Source organism: Kocuria atrinae C3-8 (assembly GCF_000286355.1).
GTDB lineage: Bacteria > Actinomycetota > Actinomycetes > Actinomycetales > Micrococcaceae > Kocuria > Kocuria atrinae_A.
In genome coordinates this window covers 1-13689 of sequence record NZ_AJXN01000140.1, presented here as the reverse complement: position 1 = coordinate 13689, position 13689 = coordinate 1, and the positions used below count along the sequence as shown (strand labels likewise).

The 13689-nt window shown below is 65.6% G+C and carries 13 protein-coding genes and 4 pseudogenes; all 17 read left to right on the top strand.

What is annotated here, in order from left to right; translation table 11 throughout:
- The first annotated feature begins 5 nt into the window (after positions 1–5).
- Entirely contained in the window at positions 6–128 is a 123-nt protein-coding gene (locus YO9_RS21755) for a DHHA1 domain-containing protein (protein WP_223286604.1), read from the top strand.
- Positions 125–616: a Holliday junction resolvase RuvX gene (gene ruvX / locus YO9_RS0113930; RefSeq protein WP_031273368.1), complete on the top strand. Its 492-nt coding sequence runs from the start codon at positions 125–127 to the stop codon at positions 614–616. The genes YO9_RS21755 and ruvX overlap by 4 nt, the downstream gene beginning before the upstream one ends.
- Before the next feature lie 81 nt (positions 617–697).
- Positions 698–1579, top strand: coding sequence for an endolytic transglycosylase MltG (locus tag YO9_RS20185; protein WP_262925702.1), 882 nt, complete (start codon positions 698–700; stop codon positions 1577–1579).
- Positions 1494–1919, top strand: coding sequence for an endolytic transglycosylase MltG (locus tag YO9_RS20180; protein ID WP_262925701.1), 426 nt, complete (start codon positions 1494–1496; stop codon positions 1917–1919). Before YO9_RS20185 ends, YO9_RS20180 begins: the two co-directional genes overlap by 86 nt.
- A 17-nt stretch (positions 1920–1936) precedes the next feature.
- Positions 1937–2455, top strand: coding sequence for a shikimate dehydrogenase family protein (locus tag YO9_RS21025; protein WP_317259839.1), 519 nt, complete (start codon positions 1937–1939; stop codon positions 2453–2455).
- A gap of 106 nt (positions 2456–2561) precedes the next feature.
- Positions 2562–2837: a hypothetical protein gene (locus YO9_RS21020; protein ID WP_317259838.1), complete on the top strand. Its 276-nt coding sequence runs from the start codon at positions 2562–2564 to the stop codon at positions 2835–2837.
- Between the two features lie 64 nt (positions 2838–2901).
- Complete coding sequence (gene aroC / locus YO9_RS0113915; RefSeq protein WP_016998040.1) at positions 2902–4155, top strand: chorismate synthase; 1254 nt, start codon at positions 2902–2904, stop codon at positions 4153–4155.
- Positions 4152–4694 (top strand): shikimate kinase, encoded by a 543-nt coding sequence (locus tag YO9_RS0113910; RefSeq protein ID WP_016998039.1) that lies wholly within the window; start codon positions 4152–4154, stop codon positions 4692–4694. Before aroC ends, YO9_RS0113910 begins: the two co-directional genes overlap by 4 nt.
- Positions 4691–5781: pseudogene (aroB, locus tag YO9_RS0113905) on the top strand (3-dehydroquinate synthase). Before YO9_RS0113910 ends, aroB begins: the two are co-directional and overlap by 4 nt.
- A 96-nt stretch (positions 5782–5877) precedes the next feature.
- Complete coding sequence (efp, locus tag YO9_RS0113900) at positions 5878–6441, top strand: elongation factor P (protein ID WP_016998038.1); 564 nt, start codon at positions 5878–5880, stop codon at positions 6439–6441.
- Positions 6438–6851, top strand: coding sequence for a transcription antitermination factor NusB (nusB, locus tag YO9_RS0113895; protein WP_016998037.1), 414 nt, complete (start codon positions 6438–6440; stop codon positions 6849–6851). Before efp ends, nusB begins: the two co-directional genes overlap by 4 nt.
- 116 nt (positions 6852–6967) lie before the next feature.
- Positions 6968–7615, top strand: a complete 648-nt coding sequence (gene pyrR, locus YO9_RS0113890) for a bifunctional pyr operon transcriptional regulator/uracil phosphoribosyltransferase PyrR (protein WP_016998036.1) — start codon at positions 6968–6970, stop codon at positions 7613–7615.
- Positions 7612–8593: pseudogene (locus YO9_RS0113885) on the top strand (aspartate carbamoyltransferase catalytic subunit). Before pyrR ends, YO9_RS0113885 begins: the two are co-directional and overlap by 4 nt.
- Before the next feature lie 10 nt (positions 8594–8603).
- Positions 8604–9913: pseudogene (locus YO9_RS0113880) on the top strand (dihydroorotase).
- A gap of 33 nt (positions 9914–9946) precedes the next feature.
- Positions 9947–10444, top strand: coding sequence for a PH-like domain-containing protein (locus YO9_RS0113875; RefSeq protein ID WP_016998035.1), 498 nt, complete (start codon positions 9947–9949; stop codon positions 10442–10444).
- Positions 10445–10502: 58 nt separating this feature from the next.
- Positions 10503–11686 (top strand): annotated as a pseudogene (gene carA / locus YO9_RS0113870) (glutamine-hydrolyzing carbamoyl-phosphate synthase small subunit).
- Positions 11686–13689, top strand: a 2004-nt coding sequence (carB, locus tag YO9_RS0113865) for a carbamoyl-phosphate synthase large subunit (protein WP_016998033.1), incomplete at its 3' end; no start/stop codon positions are given. The pseudogene carA and the gene carB, both read left to right, overlap by 1 nt.

The following is a 13689-nucleotide window of genomic DNA, read 5'->3' as shown; positions in this document are numbered from 1 at the left end:
TCGGTGTGCTCGGTGGTGGCGGAGGCGGCAAGCCGGACGTCGCCCAGGGCGGCGGTTCCGATGCTCCCAAGATCGACGACGCACTCGAGGCCGTGCGCCAGCAGATCCGCTCCGTAGTGGGCGCGTGAGCGACACGTTCGTGAGGGGCGTCCGCATGGGTGTGGACGTCGGATCGGTCAGGGTGGGCATCGCCCTGACCGATCCCGACTGCGTGTTGGCCACTCCGCATCAGACGGTCACGCGGGACAAGAATCGCAAGAAGCGTTTTGATGTGAAAATCATCACAGGCATGTGCGAGGAATTCGGCGCGGTCGCGGTGTACGTTGGATTGCCGCGTAGCTTGAACGGTCAGGACAATCGCTCCACTGACATGGCCCGAGAGTACGCTGTGGCACTGCAGAATCGGTTACGCTCACGTGAGTGCGAAACAATAGTGCGACTCGTGGATGAACGCCTGTCCACCGTTGCGGCGCACCAGTCGCTTCTGGACGCGGGGGTATCCAGGAGGCAACACATGGACAAGGTTGATCAGGTGGCAGCTGTGACGTTCTTGCAGTCGGCCATCGATCAGGGCAAGGCAACGGGAACCGAACCCGGTTTCCCCATCGACAGTTAGATCGCGGATAATGGACGATATTCTTCGGCACGGCGCCGAAAGTATCCGAAGACCACGGACAACGGCGGACGGAGATCATTCGTGAGCGATCAGCCACGAGATAGCAAGGCCAACCGCGGCCCGGAACAGGGTGGCGCGAAGGATTCGGCCACGTCCGGCGGCCTTCTGAGTACATTGGAACCGGGCGATCAGCGCCGCCCGGGCTTGTCCGGTGCCTTCGAACACCATGATGTCTCTCCGGAAATGGCCGCTCGGAAACAGCGCCGTTCCCGGGCATCCCTGGCCACCGCTATTGCCCTGTTCATCGCCGCCCTGTTGATCGTGGTGGCCGTGCTCGGATCCGCTTTCGGCCTGTTCGAGCGTAAGGATTACAACGGCGGAGGCGATCAGGAGATCAACTTCACCGTGGGCGATGGTCAATCGACCGGTCAGATCGCCAACTCTCTAGAATCCGAAGACATTGTGGCCAACGCTGGCTTCTTCATCGAAACGTTCCAGGAACGTTATCCGGAAGACTTCATCCAGCCGGGTGACTACCAGCTGAAGACCCAAATGAGCTCGGACGCCGCCATCGACGTGATGATGGAACGCGGTGAGGCCTCGCACTACGCCGCTGTGCCGCAGACCCAGCGCATCGACGACACTTTCCAGACGCTGAGTGAATCCACCGGCATCGACAAGTCCGAGTTCGAGGCGTTCAAGGAAGACACCGACCGCTTTGGCGTTCCGGAAGAATTCCCCACCCTTGAAGGCTGGCTGCACCCCGGTGAGTACCGTTCCCGTTGGACGCCACCCCGGAGCAGATCATCCAGGAGATGGTCGACCGCACCAAGGCACGTTGAACAACAACGAGGTCCCCGAGGATCAGTGGTTCCGCGTGGTCACCGTGGCCTCCCTCGTGGAGTTCGAGGGTGTCCCGGACATCTACCCCGAGGTCGCCGGTGCCATCTACAACCGTATTGATCGCCCCGACGATGAGACCAACGGTCTGATCCAGTCGGATGCGTCCGTGACCTACGGACTGGGCAAGCGCTCCTACCACGTCTCCGATGAGGAGAAGCGTGACAAGTCCAACCCGTACAACACGTTCGCGCACCCGGGTCTACCTGTGGGGCCGATCGGTTCCCCCGGTGACGAGTCCATCAAGGCCGCCGCCAACCCGGACGAGAACGATTACTACTACTGGGTGACCGTGAACCTCGACTCCGGCGAGACCAAGTTCGCCGAGAACTTCGAGGAACACAACCGCAATGTCCAGGAGTACCAGGAGTGGTGCTCGGACAACGAGGGCCGGTGTAACTGATTCACAGGGGAGCAGACATGGAGCGATACGCCGCAGCGGTGCTGGGTCACCCCGTGGCTCACTCCCTGTCACCGGTTCTGCACTCCACGGCCTACCGGGTGATGGGTTCCGATTGGGACTACACCCGGTGGGACGTGCCCGCTGAGGACTGGGACGCATTCTGGCGTGAGCGAGTGGCCGAGGGCTACTGGCGGGGCTTCTCAGTGACCATGCCCCTCAAGTCCTTGGCCGCCGCTCAGGCCGATGAGCGCACGTCACTCGTCGAAGCCCTGGGCGTGGCCAACACTCTGGTCTTCCGCCCAGACGGTTCAACCATCGCGGACAACACGGACGTCACCGGCATCATGGCCGCGGTCACTGCAGCGCGTGAAATCCCTTCCGAGCCTCGCTGCGCGATCGTCGGTGGTGGTGGCACGGGAACCGCCGCGGTGGCCGCCCTGCACGGCTGGGTGCCTCCGGCATCGACGTGTTCGTGCGGTCCCTGGACCGCGCCGGGAAGGTCACCAATGCCGCCGAGCGGCTCGGCGCCGAGGTGAACCTGCGTGCGTTGGGCGAGGCAGCGGCGTCGTTGGCGGACTACGACGCCGTCATCTGCACCCTGCCGCCCCACGCGCGGACGATCTCGCGGCCGAATTCGCGGACTTGAACGGCACGGTGACCGGTGTCCTCCTGGACGCCGCCTACGACCCGTGGCCCTCGGCCATTGCCCGGTCATGGCAGGACGCGGGCGGAGCGATCGCTCCCGGAATAGATATGCTGATCTTTCAGGCCGTCGATCAAGTGCGTTGGTTCACCCTGGGCCGCGCGGATCGACCCGTTCCCCGCGAGGCCCAAGTCACGCAGGCCATGTGCAGGGCCGTGAACCGCCCCGAGCGTGTGATCCCGCAGCGGGTCCGCGATGCACGCCTGAACCGTTGACCGGATCTTTCATCCGTTTCCGGGAGCCGTGAAAAGCTCCCACGATCAAGTACTGGAGTAGAACATGTTGCGTTGGCTCACGGCCGGAGAATCTCACGGCGAGGCCCTCGTGGGAATCATCGAAGGTGTTCCCGCCGGGGTGGAACTCACCACCGAGATGATTCAACGGGCGCTGGCCCGCCGCCGGCTCGGCTATGGCCGCGGCGCACGCATGAAGTTCGAACAGGATGAGGTCCGCATTCTGGGTGGTGTGCGGCACGGCCTGACCCAGGGTGGTCCCGTGGCAATCGAGATTGCCAACACCGAATGGCCCAAGTGGCAGGACGTCATGAGCTCGGACCCCGTGGACGCGGCCAAGCTCGAGGGACGAGCGCGCAACGCACCCCTGACGCGGCCCCGCCCGGGACACGCCGACCTCACCGGCATGCAGAAGTACGGTTTCGACGAGGCTCGACCCGTCCTGGAACGTGCGTCGGCCCGCGAGACCGCCACCCGCGTGGCCCTGGGAGTGGTCGCGTCTCAGATCCTGGCTGCCCTGGACGTGCGTCTGGTGTCCCACACGACCGCGATCGCGGAGGTCTCTGTTCCCGAGGACGCCGCCTTGCCCACCGCGGGTGACGTGGAGGCGCTCGACGCCGATCCGTTGCGTTGCTTCGACAAGGCCACCTCGGACGCCATGGTCGCGACCATCGACGACGCTCACAAGGCGGGGGAGACCCTGGGCGGTGTGGTCGAGGTGCTGGCCGAGGGCCTGCCCCCGGGACTGGGTTCCTACGTGCACTGGGATCGCCGTCTCGATGCCCGTCTGGCCGGTGTGCTCATGGGCATCCAGGCGATCAAGGGCGTGGAAGTGGGTGACGGTTTCCGCACCGCGGCCCGCCCCGGTACGCGGGCGCACGACGAGACCCTGCCCGGTTCGGACAGCTCCGTGCACCGCGTGACCAACCGCGCCGGCGGTATCGAGGGCGGCATGTCCATCGGTGACCTGCTGCGTGTTCGCGCAGCCATGAAGCCGATCGCCACCGTGCCCCGCGCTCTGCACACGGTGGACGTCTCCACGGGTGAGGCCGCTCGCGCCCACCACCAGCGCTCGGATGTGTGTGCCGTGCCGGCCGCCGGCGTCGTTGCAGAAGCGATGGTTGCGCTCGTGCTGGCCCAGGCCGCGCTCGAGAAGTTCGGCGGTGACTCCATTGCGGAGACCGTGCGCAATAAGGACGCCTACCTGGCGGCCATTCCCGAGAACTTGCGGACCTCGCCGGAGCTGGCTGACCCGTCTGAGCTCGCCGCTCTTGATGAGGTGCGCGGGGACCTTTCGTGAGTTCCCTGCCCACGCCGTTGGTGCTCATCGGGCCCATGGCGGCGGGAAAATCGCACCTCGGTCATCACTTCGCCAAGCGCTACGGGCTGGACTTCGTGGATGCCGATCACGTGATCGAGGCCCAGCACGGCCCCATTCCGGCGCTGTTCACCGCCCACGGGCAGCAGCACTTCCGCGACATCGAAGCGGGAGTAGTCGCTGACCTGCTCTCGGATGCCCGCTACCGCAACGCTGTCATCTCGTTGGGCGGGGGAGCACCCATGACCCCGGCGGTTCAAGAGCTGCTGTCCGGGCACACGGTGATCTACCTCAAAGTCGATGAAGCCACCGTGCGCCCGCGCATCACGGGCAACAAGACCCGCCCCATGCTGCAGCCGGATCCGGAGCGGCGCTGGCGGGAGATCTTGGACGAACGGCGTGACACCTACGAGCGGCTGGCCACCATCCGCCTGGACGGCACCGGCCACCGGCGCATCGGTGCGCTGGTCCAGCAACTGAACAAAGCTTTGAAAGACCTACGAAGGGACGCCACAGCATGACTGATTCGGTGACCACCATTCCCGTTCAGGGAGACACCCCTGACAACCGCTATGACGTGCTCGTGGGTAACGGGCTGCTGGGCAAGGTTCCCGAGCTGCTCGGCGAACGCGTCAAGAAGGTCCTGATCATTCACCCCCGGGCCTGCGCGCCACCGGCGACCTGGTCCAGGAGGATCTGAAGCAGGCGGGCATCCAGAGCTTCGTCGCGGAGATCCCGGACGCGGAAGAGGGCAAGCGCGTGGAGGTCGCGGCATTCTGCTGGCAGATCATGGGCACCTCGGACTTCACCCGCACGGACGCCGTGGTCACCGTGGGCGGCGGCGCCGTCAGTGACCTGGGTGGTTTCGTGGCCGCCACGTGGTTGCGTGGTGTGCGCGTGATCCACCTGCCGACCACCCTGCTGGGCATGGTCGACGCCGCAGTGGGCGGCAAGACCGGCATCAACACCGCCGAGGGCAAGAACCTGGTGGGTTCCTTCCACCCGCCGGCCGCCGTGGTGTGCGATCTCGATTCGCTCAAGACCCTGCCGGAGAACGAGTACCTCACCGGCATGGCCGAGGTGGTCAAGTGCGGGTTCATCGCAGACCCCGTGATCCTGGACCTCATCGAGGAGCACCCGGATGAGGTGCGGGATTCGCAGTCTCCCGTGGTGCGTGAACTGATCGAGCGCGCCATTCGCGTCAAGGCCGAGGTGGTCTCTTCCGACCTCAAGGAATCCGGCCGCCGCGAGTTCCTCAACTACGGTCACACGCTGGGTCACGCGATCGAGCACAACGAGCGCTACCAGTGGCGCCACGGCGCGGCAGTGTCCGTGGGCCTGGTCTTCGCTGCGGAACTTGCGCGCGCGGCCGGTACGCTCGCCGACGACGTCGTGGACCGCCATCGCACGATCCTCGCCTCCCTGGGTTTGCCCGTGACCTACCGCGCGGACCAGTGGCCGCGCCTGCTCGAGGTTATGAAGCGGGACAAGAAGACCCGCGGCAACCTGTTGCGCTTCGTGGTCCTCGACAAGGAGGGCTCCCCGCGCATCATGGAGGTTCCGGACCCCGCGATCCTCTTCGCGTGCTACCAGGAGATCGCCGAATAGCCGTGGAGAACGGTGTACTGCGCCCGGCGCGGTACACTGGTTCGCTTAACGCCCCCAAAATCTTTGCAGTGATGTTTCCGACGAGAAAGTGAATCCGTGGCAACCAGCAACGACATCAAGAACGGCACCATCCTCAAGCTCGACGGGAACCTGTGGCAGACCATCGAGTTCCAGCACGTCAAGCCGGGCAAGGGTGGCGCGTTCGTGCGCACCAAGCTGCGCAACGTGACCAGCGGCAAGGTGGTCGACAAGACCTTCAACGCCGGTGCCAAGATCGAGACCGCCACGGTGGATCGTAGTGAGTACCAGTACCTGTACCAGGACGGCGAAGACTACGTGTTCATGGACAACTCCACCTACGACCAGATCACGGTTCCCGCCGCCGTTGTGGGTGACGCCTCCAACTTCATGCTGGAGAACCAAAACGTGACCGTTGCCATGTACGAGGGTTCCCCGCTGTACATCGAAATGCCGCCGTCGGTCGTTCTGGAGATCACCTACACCGAGCCCGGCCTGCAGGGTGACCGCTCCACCGGCGGCACCAAGCCCGCCACCGTGGAGACCGGCTACCAGATCCAGGTCCCGCTGTTCCTCGAACAGGGCACCAAGGTCAAGGTCGACACCCGCACCGGCGACTACCTGGGACGCGTCAACGAGTGAGCAGCGCACGCAGTAAAGCCCGCGTCCGCGCGGTAGAAATCCTGTTCGAGGCGGAACAGCGAGACGAGTCCATTCAGGACGCACTCAACCGCCGCCGGGACAACAGCACGTCCAAGATCAACCCGTACACCGTGGACATCCTCGAGGGTTTCTACGATCGCGCCGAGGACATCGACGAGTTCCTGGAAACTTACTCGCAGGGCTGGACTCTCGAGCGGATGCCCGCCGTTGACCGTAACGTCCTGCGCGTGGGCGCATGGGAATTGCTCTACAACGACGAGATCCCTGACGCCGTGGCCGTGTCCGAGGCCGTTGCGGTGGCACGGGAACTGTCGACCGACGATTCCCCCCGGTTCGTCAATGGTCTGCTGGGTCGTTTGCAGAAAGTTAAGCCGTCACTTCTCGATTGACGGTGTGGGCCCCGGATCGCTCGTGCAGAGCGATCCGGGGCCTTTCTCCTGTGATAGCGTCACATCAAGATCGCAACCTTTAAGTCCGTCCAGTGAGGCGGGGAAGGAGGCGGCACGTGAGCGTGCCCGAACACGGCGAATCATTGCCCGCGACCACGTCGCGCGTGATTCTCTCGACTGCCGACATTGACCGGGCTCTGACCCGGATAGCCCACGAGATTCTGGAGTCCAACAAGGGCACCGAAGGTCTCGTGATTTTGGGCATCGCCCGCCGCGGTTACCCGCTGGCCCAGCGTTTGGCCGCCAAGCTCGAACAGACCGACGAGTCGTTCGACGCCCGTTCGTCCACCGGACAGTTGGACATCACCATGTACCGCGATGATCTGCGCAAGAACCCCGCGCGGACCCCGCAGCCCACCATCATTCCGGACAGCGGCATTGACGGCCGCACCGTGGTGCTCGTGGACGACGTCCTCTTCTCCGGCCGCACCATTCGTGCCGCCCTTGACGCCCTGGTGGACGTGGGACGCCCCAAGGTCGTGCGGTTGGCCGTTCTGGTCGACCGCGGTCACCGTGAGCTACCCATCCGCGCCGACCACGTGGGTAAGAACCTTCCGACGTCGTCACAGGAAAAGGTCCGAGTACTGCTGCGCGAATCTGACCCGGAGGAACGAGCAGAGAACCACGAGGACTGCGTGGTCATCGATGCGCCCGTCGCTTCCGATCCGGACGTGGCCCGTGGCGAGAAGGGGGCTACCTCGTGAAGCACCTGCTCACCACCGCGGATCTGAGCTACGCGGACGCCCTCAGCATTCTGGACACCGCCGATCAAATGGCCTCCGTGTCCTCTCGCTCTGTCAAGAAACTGCCCGCATTGCGCGGCCGCACCGTGGTCAACCTCTTCTTCGAGGATTCGACCCGCACCCGCATCTCCTTCGAGACGGCCGCCAAGCGGCTGTCCGCGGACGTGATCAACTTCTCCGCCAAGGGTTCCTCGGTCTCCAAGGGGGAATCGTTGAAGGACACCGCTCAGACCCTGATGGCCATGAGCGCGGACGCGTGGTGATCCGCCATGGCGCCTCGGCGCCCCGCAACAGCTCGCGTCGTCGGGCTGGATCGACGCCGCCGTGGTCAACGCCGGGGACGGCAAGCACGAGCACCCCACCCAGGCACTGCTGGACGCCATGACGCTGCGGCGCGTGCGCGCGCAGCGTGAGGACCGCCCCAGCACGGGCATGGACCTGGAAGGCATGCACGTGGTGATCGTGGGGGACGTGCTGCACTCCCGCGTGGCCCGCTCCAACGTGTGGTTGCTCAACACCCTGGGTGCGCGCGTGACGTTCGTGGCGCCTCCCACGCTGTTGCCCGTGGGCATGGACCACTGGCCGTGCGAGGTCTCCTACGACCTGGACGAGGTGCTCGCCCAGCGCCCTGACGCCGTGATGATGCTCCGACTGCAGAGCGAACGCATGAACGCCGCGTTCTTCCCGAGCGAGCAGGAGTACACGCGGGCCTGGGGCCTTACCCCGGAACGCGTCGCAACTCTGGACGCCATGGACGCACCCACCGTGATCATGCACCCCGGTCCCATGAACCGCGGTCTGGAAATCTCGTCCGAAGCGGCCGACTCGCCGCGGTCCACCGTGCTGGCCCAGGTGGCCAACGGTGTGTCCGTGCGCATGGCCGTGTTGTTCTTACTGCTCTCGGGAGACGAGAGCACCCCGTCCCTCTCCGACAACTGAAGGTGACACCATGAGTTCCTACCTCATCAGCACTGTGAGCCCCGAGGGCTCGGACCCCGTTGACCTTCTGATCGTGGACGGCGTGATCCAGTCCGTGGGCGAACCCGGATCCCTGGACGCCCCGGAGGACGCCACCGTGGTGGACGGCACCGGCCTGATCGCCCTGCCCGGCCTGGTCGACATGCACACCCACTTGCGCCAGCCCGGCCACGAGGACGCCGAGACGGTGGAAACCGGAACCCGCGCCGCAGCCAAGGGCGGCTACACCGCGGTGTTCGCGATGGCCAATTCCAACCCGGTGGCGGACACCGCCGGTGTGGTCGAGCAGGTCTGGCAGCTCGGTCAGGACGCAGGCTGGGCGGACGTGCACCCCGTGGGTGCGGTGACCGTGGGCCTGGAGGGCAAGCAGCTGTCCGAAATCCGCGCGATGGCTGAATCCCGCGCCCAGGTGCGGATGTTCTCGGACGACGGCAAGTGCGTGCACGATCCCGTGCTCATGCGCCGCGCTCTGGAGTACGTGAAGTCCTTCGACGGCCTGGTCGCCCAGCACGCCCAGGAACCGCGCCTCACCGAGGGCGCCCAGATGAACGAGGGCGTTGTCTCGGCCGAACTCGGACTCACCGGCTGGCCCGCCGTGGCCGAAGAAGCCATCATCGCCCGTGACGTGCTGCTGGCTCAGCACGTGGCTCCCGCGTGCACATCTGCCACCTGTCGACCAAGGGCTCGGTGGAGATTGTGCGCTGGGCCAAGGAACGCGGCATCAGCGTGACCGCTGAGGCCACCCCGCACCACCTGTTGCTCACCGAGGAACTGGTTCGCACCTTCGACCCGGTCTACAAGGTCAACCCGCCGCTGCGCACCGATGAGGACGTCATGGCCCTGCGGGAGGCCGTGGCGGACGGCACCATCGACGTGATCGGAACCGACCACGCACCGCACACCATCGAGGACAAAGAGTCCGAGTGGAGCTGCGCCGCCATGGGCATGACCGGCCTGGAGACGGCACTGTCGGTCGTGCAGAAGACCCTGGTGGACACCGGCCTGATCGACTGGCCCACGGTCGCCAAGATCACCTCCCGCCGCCCCTCCGAGATCCTGCGCTTGCAGGATCAAGGTGGCGCACTGGAAGCGGGAACTCCCGCCAACCTCACGCTGTGGAATCCGGCGGGGGAGACCCCGGTCAATCCGGAGACCCACGTGTCCAAGGGCCGCAACAGCCCCTACAAGGGCATGCCGCTGCCGGGCAGCGTGGCCGCCACCTTCTACCGGGGCCACCCCGTGGTCCTGGACGGCAAGCTCAACACACCGCTGTCCGCCTGATCCTCGATCCGACCCACGAAAGGCAACCCGTCCATGTCTGACAAGCTTCTCCCCACGCTCCTCGCGATCCTGATCGTCGTGGTGCTCTTCGCCTTGGTGTGGTGGGGGTGGCGTGGCCGCATTCGACGTCAGTCGGACGTGCCCCAGTTGCCGCAGGCTCCCGTTGACCTGCTGGACCGTCTCGTGACCCGTGCGGACGGTATGTACGTGGTGACCACCTACACCGCCCAGCCGCTCGAACGCATCGCGATCCACGGCCTGGGAGTGCGCTCCAACGCTGAGGCGATCGTCGCCGAGGACGGCGTGCTGATCAACCGACAGGGCGCCCAGGACGTCTACATCCCGCGCGAGCAGCTGCGTTCGGTGGCCACAGCCTCCGGCATGGTCGGCAAGTTCGTGGAGCGCGACGGCCTGGTCGTGTTCACGTGGGAACTCGGTGACACCGTGGTCGATACCGGATTCCGCGCGCGCAACGGCGAGGAGTCCCGAGAACTCGAGAACGCGGCGTCGGCCCTCGTGAGCACCCCCTAAGTTTTGCCTCCTTCGCGCTCCTGCGCGCTGTTTTTTATGAAAAGGAAAGGAGTTCTTCGTGAACTCACACCCCCTTCAACCGTCCGTCCTGGTGCTCGAGGACGGTCGCGTCTTCCGCGGCCGCTCCTGGGGCGCACCCGGCAACACCTTTGGTGAAGCCGTGTTCGCGACCGGAATGACCGGTTACCAGGAAACGCTGACGGACCCCTCCTACGCGGGTCAGATCGTCATCCAGACCGCCCCGCACATCGGCAACACGGGCGTCAACGACCAGGACGCCGAGTCCCGCAAGATCTGGGTCAACGGCTTTGTGGTGCGCGACCCAGCGCGCCGCGCGTCCAACTGGCGTTCCGAACGCAGCCTGGACGACGAGCTCGCCGCCCAGAACATCGTGGGCCTCCAGGGCGTGGACACCCGCGCTCTCACCCGCCACTTGCGCGACAAGGGCGCATGCGTGCCGGGATCTTCGCCGGCGACGACGCCGCTCGGCCCGTGTCCGAGCTGGTCCAGCTCGTCAAGGACCAGCCCACCATGGAGGGTCAGAGCCTGGCCGAGAAGGTCAGCATCGACGAAGCCTATGTGGTGGAACCCGCCAGCACGGCTGGGAGGGGCCGGTCAAGCACGAGCTGGCCGCCGTGGACCTGGGCATCAAGGGTATGACCCCGCAGCGCTTCGCCGAGCGAGCGTTCGGGTGCACGTGCTACCCGCGACCACCACGTTCGAGGACATCACGAACCGCAACGTGGACGGTGTGTTCTTCTCCAACGGTCCCGGCGACCCGGCGACCGCGGATCACCAGGTGGCGCTGCTGCGCGAGGTCCTGGACGCCAAGATTCCGTTCTTCGGAATCTGTTTCGGAAATCAGCTGCTGGGCCGCGCCCTGGGCTTCGGCACGTACAAGCTGCCCTTCGGCCACCGCGGCATCAACCAGCCCGTGATGGACCTGACCACGGGCAAGGTGGAGATCACCTCCCAGAACACGGGTTCGCCGTGGACGCGCCGGTGGGGGAGACGGTGACCGCACCCGAATCCCGCTTCGGTCGTACCGGGGTCTCCCACGTGGGGCTCAACGACAACGTGGTGGAGGGCATCCGCTGCCTGGATCTGCCGGCCTTCTCGGTGCAGTACCACCCCGAGGCCGCCGCGGGTCCGCACGACGCCGCCTACCTTTTCGACCGCTTTATCGACGTGATGGACCGGGCCGCTCAGGGCACCGCGACTCAGGAAGCAGGACAGCGCTAATGCCCCGCAGGCAAGATCTGAACAGTGTTTTGGTGATCGGCTCCGGCCCCATCGTGATCGGCCAGGCCGCGGAGTTCGACTACTCCGGCACCCAGGCGTTGCGCGTGCTCAAGGACGAGGGCATCCGCGTGATCCTCGTGAACTCGAACCCCGCGACCATCATGACGGACCCCGAGTTCGCCGACGCCACCTACGTGGAACCGATCACCCCCGAGGTGGTCGAGAAGATCATCGAGAAGGAACGTCCCGACGCTGTTCTGCCCACCCTGGGTGGCCAGACCGCGCTCAATACCGCGCTGGCACTGGACGCGAACGGTGTACTGGACAAGTACGACGTCGAACTGATCGGCGCGGACGTCGAGGCCATCAACCTGGGCGAGGACCGCGAGGCGTTCAAGGGTGTGGTGGAGCGCTGTGGCGCTGAATCTGCCCGCTCCGTGATCGTGCACTCGATGGACGAGGCCCTGGCCGCCGCGGAAACCCTCGGCTACCCCATGGTGGTCCGCCCGTCCTTCACCATGGGTGGACTGGGCTCCGGCATGGCCTACAACGAGGCCGACCTGCACCGTATCGCCGGCGCGGGCATCCAGTACTCGCCGACCTCCGAGGTGCTGCTCGAAGAATCCATCCTCGGATGGAAGGAATACGAGCTGGAGATGATGCGCGACGCCAACGACAACGTGGTGGTCGTGTGCTCGATCGAGAACGTGGACCCCGTGGGCGTGCACACCGGTGACTCGATCACCGTGGCCCCCGCGTTGACCCTGACCGACGTGGAATACCAGCGGATGCGCGACATCGCGATCGCCGTGATCCGCGAGGTGGGCGTGGACACCGGCGGCTGTAACATCCAGTTCGCCGTGGAACCGGACACCGGGCGCATCGTGGTCATCGAGATGAACCCGCGCGTCTCCCGTTCCTCCGCGCTGGCCTCCAAGGCCACGGGCTTCCCGATCGCCAAGATCGCGACCAAGCTCTCGCTGGGCTACACGCTGGACGAGATCCCCAACGACATCACGCAGAAGACCCCGGCGAGCTTCGAGCCGACCCTGGACTACGTGGTGGTCAAGGTTCCGCGCTTCGCGTTCGAGAAGTTCCCGGCCGCTGACCCCACGCTGACCACCACCATGAAGTCGGTGGGAGAGGCCATGGCGATCGGCCGTAACTTCACCGAGGCCCTGCAGAAGGCCCTGCGTTCCCTTGAGCAGAAGGGATCGTCCTTCGACTTCACCAAGCCCGCCGTCGAGGCCGGTCCGAACACCGTGGCCCGTCTGGTGGAGCGCACCAAGGAGACCACCACGGAGCGACTGCGCAACGTGCAGCAGGCCCTGCTCGCCGGTGCCACCGTGGAGCAGATCTTCGACGCCACCGCGATCGACCCGTGGTTCCTGGACCAGCTCCAGTTGCTCAACGAGACCGCGCAGCTGATCCGTGAGGACCGCGACCTGCGCCCCGAGACGCTGCGAGAAGCCAAGCGCCACGGTTTCTCGGACGCCCAGATCGGTGAGCTCGTGCACCTGGACGAGTCCGTGGTGCGCGGCATCCGCCACGCCCTGGACATTCGTCCCGTGTTCAAGACCGTGGACACCTGCGCGGCCGAGTTCGAGGCCTTCACGCCCTACCACTACTCGAGCTACGACGAAGAGAACGAGATCGCACCGCACGACAAGCCGTCGGTGATGATCCTGGGCTCCGGTCCCAACCGCATCGGGCAGGGCATCGAGTTCGACTACTCGTGCGTGCACGCGTCCATGGTGCTGCGCGAGGCCGGGTACGAAACCGTGATGGTCAACTGCAACCCGGAAACCGTGTCGACCGACTACGACATCTCCACGCGTCTGTACTTCGAACCGCTCACGTTCGAGGACGTCATGGAGATCGTGGAGGCAGAACGCCGCAGCGGCGGCCTGCTGGGCGTGTTCGTGCAGCTGGGCGGCCAGACCCCGCTCAAGCTGGCGGCCGACCTCAAGGCCGCGGGCGTGCCCATCCTGGGTACCACCCCG

Bases quoted from the DNA above. Each gene is read 5' to 3' on its own strand.
- YO9_RS21025 (WP_317259839.1), top strand. From the start codon at position 1,937: ATGGAGCGATACGCCGCAGCGGTGCTGGGTCACCCCGTGGCTCACTCC.
- aroC (WP_016998040.1), top strand. From the start codon at position 2,902: ATGTTGCGTTGGCTCACGGCCGGAGAATCTCACGGCGAGGCCCTCGTG.
- YO9_RS0113875 (WP_016998035.1), top strand. From the start codon at position 9,947: ATGTCTGACAAGCTTCTCCCCACGCTCCTCGCGATCCTGATCGTCGTG.